The 4,264-nt window shown below is 38.6% G+C and carries 7 protein-coding genes; 6 read left to right on the forward strand and 1 reads right to left on the reverse strand.

The features are described 5' to 3' along the window. Nucleotides 1-155: 155 nt before the first annotated feature. The 6 genes from merR to ACX5KA_RS00505 all read left to right on the forward strand — a co-directional run bounded on the left by merR (nt 156) and on the right by ACX5KA_RS00505 (nt 3,826). Entirely contained in the window at nt 156-527 is a 372-nt protein-coding gene (merR, locus tag ACX5KA_RS00480) for an Hg(II)-responsive transcriptional regulator (RefSeq protein ID WP_033011277.1), read from the forward strand. 190 nt (nt 528-717) lie between these two features. After that, nucleotides 718-1,065: a mercuric transporter MerT family protein gene (locus ACX5KA_RS00485; RefSeq protein ID WP_012517597.1), complete on the forward strand. Its 348-nt coding sequence runs from the start codon at nt 718-720 to the stop codon at nt 1,063-1,065. 46 nt (nt 1,066-1,111) lie between these two features. Continuing rightward, complete coding sequence (merP, locus tag ACX5KA_RS00490; RefSeq protein ID WP_008110847.1) at nt 1,112-1,396, forward strand: mercury resistance system periplasmic binding protein MerP; 285 nt, start codon at nt 1,112-1,114, stop codon at nt 1,394-1,396. Beyond that, on the forward strand, nt 1,396-1,815 hold the full coding sequence (gene merC, locus ACX5KA_RS00495; RefSeq protein WP_012517596.1) for an organomercurial transporter MerC: 420 nt from the start codon (nt 1,396-1,398) through the stop codon (nt 1,813-1,815). The genes merP and merC overlap by 1 nt, the downstream gene beginning before the upstream one ends. Nucleotides 1,816-1,835: 20 nt before the next feature. Further along, entirely contained in the window at nt 1,836-3,275 is a 1,440-nt protein-coding gene (gene merA / locus ACX5KA_RS00500) for a mercury(II) reductase (protein ID WP_008467329.1), read from the forward strand. Between the two features lie 113 nt (nt 3,276-3,388). Continuing rightward, on the forward strand, nt 3,389-3,826 hold the full coding sequence (locus ACX5KA_RS00505; protein ID WP_008110853.1) for a MerR family transcriptional regulator: 438 nt from the start codon (nt 3,389-3,391) through the stop codon (nt 3,824-3,826). A 169-nt stretch (nt 3,827-3,995) separates the two neighbouring features. On the opposite strand, the gene ACX5KA_RS00510 is transcribed toward ACX5KA_RS00505, so the two are convergent. Further along, nucleotides 3,996-4,264, reverse strand: a 269-nt coding sequence (locus tag ACX5KA_RS00510; RefSeq protein WP_458730198.1) for a Tn3 family transposase, incomplete at its 5' end; no start/stop codon positions are given.

Below are 4,264 nucleotides of genomic sequence, written 5' to 3' on the forward strand. Positions count from 1 at the left end.
TGGACTGGTCAACTCAATTAAACCACCTCAGAAAAAACAAAATCAATTAGCGATGTTTAAACTGGTATTCATTGATGGTCACTTTAATTAGATATAAAGTAAGTAAACAAAAAGTCAGTAAGGTAATTGATAACGTGTCTAAACGAACCATAAGTATGTTGGCTAAAGAACTGAGTGTAAATGTCGAAACAATTCGCTTTTATGAACGCAAAGGCTTAATTAAACAACCACCAAAGCCTATGCAGGGCTATAGACATTACCCGAAAGAAACGGTAAATAGAATACATTTTATCAAGCGTTCTCAAGAATTAGGTTTTACGCTAAATGAGATTGAAGGGTTACTTGCGTTAAACGATAGTCCATGTAGTAAAGTACAAGAATTAGCTAATAAAAAACTGATCGCAGTACAAAAAAAGATGGCTGACTTGTTGTTGTTAGAACACGCTTTGGAAGAACATTTAGGACAATGCCAAAATAATGATGACGATAGCCACTGCCCAATAATTGATTCGTTGCAACCGAAGTAAATGATTCACTTAACTACCATTTCCCACTAAAACAGCATATCCAATTTTACTTCTGCGCCTTAATTCAAGTTAGCTTATTCCCCGTATCTGTCGTAGCAGATTATCAAAGATAAATTTTTTATAAATCACCCTTGACTCCGTACTTAGGTACATGCAATACACTTGCATTATCACTTAATGAGGTATCTATATGAATCAAAAAAAATCAAACCTTCCAATGATAGGAGGCATCATAGCAGCATTAGGCGCAGGCGTATGCTGTGTAGGTCCTTTGCTCCTGTTATTACTTGGGGTAAGTGGCTCATGGATTGGTAATTTAACTGCATTTGAACCCTATAGGCCATTATTTATCGCATTTGTAGTGTTGTTGTTTGGCTACTCAGGTTGGAAAATTTACCGTCCTGTAGAAGAGTGTGAGCCGGGAACGGCCTGTGCAATTCCTAAGAAACAGCAACAACGAAAAGTCATTTTCTGGCTGAGCGCTATAGTTGCGACAATTTTAGTGACCAGTAATTATTGGATACTTTTGTTTGCTTAATATACAGATCAAGAAATTTATAACATTTTAAAATTTGGAGCTAATTATGAAAAAATTATTATTAACCGCACTGCTTTCACTTTCTAGTTTTGGTGCTTTTGCTGAAGTAAAAACAGTTACACTGGAAGTGCCAACGATGAACTGTGCGACATGTCCAATCACAGTTAAAAAGTCATTAGAAAATGTTGATGGCGTTGAAAATGCGAAAGTTACCTACAAGCCTAAGCTAGCTGTTGTTTCTTTTGATGACACTAAAACCAACATCAATGCATTAATTGCAGCGACTACCAACGCTGGCTACCCTTCAAATTTAAAAAGTGAAAATAAGTAATGTTTAGCCCCTTAGAACTAGTTACGCGTATCGGAGATAAAGCAGGCTCTATAGGTGCACTTGTTTCGGCAATGGGATGCGCCATGTGTTTTCCCGCGATAGCTAGTCTTGGTGCGGCAATTGGGATGGGATTTCTTAGTCAGTGGGAAGGGGTATTTATCAATACGTTGTTACCACTGTTTGCAGTATTAGCGCTGGCAATGAATATCTTAGGCTGGTTTAGCCATCGTCAATGGTACCGTAGTTTTATCGGTTCAATTGGCCCCATTTTGGTTTTACTCTCTTTATACCCTTGGTTCCAGTACGGGTGGAGTTCATACGTTACTTATACGGGGCTAGGACTAATGGTTGCTGTATCAATTTGGGACATGGTTTCTCCTGCGAATAAACGCTGTGATGATGAAACTTGTACCGCTTAACTTTTTTAGAGGAATAAAATATGTCAACGAATAGTTGTTGCTCGTCAAATGACATCCAGCCAGAACAATTACATGTAGCCATTATTGGTAGTGGTTCAGGGGCCTTTGCCAGTGCGATTAAAGCAGCAGAAGGCGGAGCAAGAGTTACTATCATTGAAGGAGCCGATGTAATCGGAGGTTGCTGTGTAAATGTCGGCTGTGTTCCTTCAAAAATATTGATCCGTGCTGCGCAATTAGCGCATCAGCAACGTACTAACCCGTTTGATGGTTTAGAAAATATTCAGCCACAACTTAGCCGCTCCTTATTAGCACATCAGCAAAACGCTCGCGTCGAAGAACTACGCGATGCTAAATATCAACGTATTTTAGAGAGTAATCCCGCGCTATCTTTACTTAAAGGTTATGCACGTTTTAAAAATCAAAATACCTTGCTAGTTCACAAGTCTGATGGTAGTGAAGAAGAGCTGGTTGCAGATCGCATTTTAATTGCAACAGGCTCTACACCAAGCATTCCGCCAATTAAGGGTTTAGTTGATACACCTTATTGGACATCAACAGAAGCCTTATTTGCAGAAGAGTTACCGAGTAGTCTAGTTGTCATCGGCTCCTCCGTTGTTGCTCTGGAAATTGCGCAAGCTTATGCCCGTTTAGGTAGCCGTGTGACAATTCTAGCCAGACATACCCTTTTATATGCTGAAGATCCGTTATTAGGTGAAAAACTGGCAGAGTGCTTTGAAAAAGAAGGTATTAGGGTACTTAATAATACGCAAGCAAGTCATGTTTCTTATGATAGCAATGGTTTTTCATTGGAAACTAACGAAGGAACATTAATCGCTGAAAAATTGCTTATCTCTACGGGTCGCCATGCAAATACTGGAAAGCTTGGTTTAGAAAATGTTGGTGTTGAAACAGATAAAAGTGGTGCCATTGTTGTTAATAGTATGATGGAAACATCAACAGCTAACATTTATGCCGCTGGAGATTGCTCCAATATGCCACAATTTGTTTATGTTGCTGCTGCTGCCGGAAGTAGGGCTGGAATTAATATGACAGGTGGAAATGCGCAACTCGACTTATCTACCATGCCTGCTGTTATATTCACCGACCCACAAGTTGCTACGGTAGGTCTAACCGAAGTACAAGCTTCAGCGGTAGGAATAAATACGATAAGTCGTGTACTTGATATGGAAAACGTACCAAGAGCTTTAGCAAATTTTGAAACGGATGGTTTTATCAAGTTGGTAGCTGAAGAATCCACGGGAAAACTGATAGGCGCACAAATTTTAGCCCATGAAGGCGGAGAACTGATTCAAAGTGCGGCTCTTGCTATTCATAATAAAATGACAGTCGAAGAATTGGCAGGTCAACTATTTCCGTATTTGACGATGGTTGAAGGATTGAAGTTATGCGCTCAAACCTTTAGCAAAGACGTTAAAGAGCTATCTTGCTGCGCAGGGTAATCATTTAACGGTAATGTACTTACAGAAATGTTAATGGAGTGCCAATTGATTGAATGTAATCAAGATATCTTAAGGCATTCCATTAACAACACAAATTGGAAGCATGCTAAATCATGATTAAATCTAAGGTTGAAAACATTCCTGTTGGTGAAGTCAGTTTTTTGACAGAGATACCTGACATCAATAAGTTCATTAGTAGTGATGATGATGCGTTGGATTTTCCTTTGAGTATTTCTCAACTGGCACTAGCTGCACAAACATCTGTCCATACGGTAAGAAATTATGTTCTTGAGAACTTAGTACACTGCGAAGAAAAAACTAAGTCAGGCCATTCACTTTACGGCTTATGTGCATTAAAGAGATTAAAGTTCATTCGAGCAGCAAGGGCGGCAGGTCTTCTTGTAGTTGATATCAAGCCATTACTAATGGCAATAGATGCAGGAGAAAGAAAAGTTCCTGAAGACATCCAAAAGCTGCTACTTACTAAAATCGAGCATAGAAAAGTATTTTTAAATCTAGTAACAAACCAAATTGAAGAGTTTTGCAATTAGAACAATTATAGAACAGTTCATGGCTCGACTAAAAACTTGTTAGCTTATCTGTTTTCTATCAATGTTAGCTTGTATATATCAAGCATATAGAATATCAACACCTCCAATTTTTAATGGCACTTTGATGCGCAGTACCTTTTGAATTAGAAATACAAACAGATGGCATTCTTTAACTTATTGATTCTACATCACTAAGTAAACCAGCTAAGTCGATTTCTTTGCGGTCTTTATTAAAGGCATATTCCCCATTTAGATTAATGTGTTGCCAAGCAACAGGTGAAAGCCGAGAAATAACATCAACCACATCTTGCCTACCGTTCCTCTCTTGGATTTGTAAAAATGCCGATAGTAACGCGGAATTATAATAAATAATGCAATTTGAAATGAGTCGAGCACAATCGTTCCATTGTGGGGTTCTAGGGATTTTCCCCTCTAAAA

It is taken from the genome of Alteromonas alvinellae, from assembly GCF_902705805.1.

What these genes read in the sequence shown, in the direction of transcription:
- ACX5KA_RS00505 (WP_008110853.1), top strand. Translation starts at nt 3,389, where the DNA reads ATGATTAAATCTAAGGTTGAAAACATTCCTGTTGGTGAAGTCAGTTTT.
- merC (WP_012517596.1), top strand. Translation starts at nt 1,396, where the DNA reads ATGTTTAGCCCCTTAGAACTAGTTACGCGTATCGGAGATAAAGCAGGC.
- merA (WP_008467329.1), top strand. Translation starts at nt 1,836, where the DNA reads ATGTCAACGAATAGTTGTTGCTCGTCAAATGACATCCAGCCAGAACAA.
- ACX5KA_RS00485 (WP_012517597.1), top strand. Translation starts at nt 718, where the DNA reads ATGAATCAAAAAAAATCAAACCTTCCAATGATAGGAGGCATCATAGCA.
- merR (WP_033011277.1), top strand. Translation starts at nt 156, where the DNA reads ATGTTGGCTAAAGAACTGAGTGTAAATGTCGAAACAATTCGCTTTTAT.
- merP (WP_008110847.1), top strand. Translation starts at nt 1,112, where the DNA reads ATGAAAAAATTATTATTAACCGCACTGCTTTCACTTTCTAGTTTTGGT.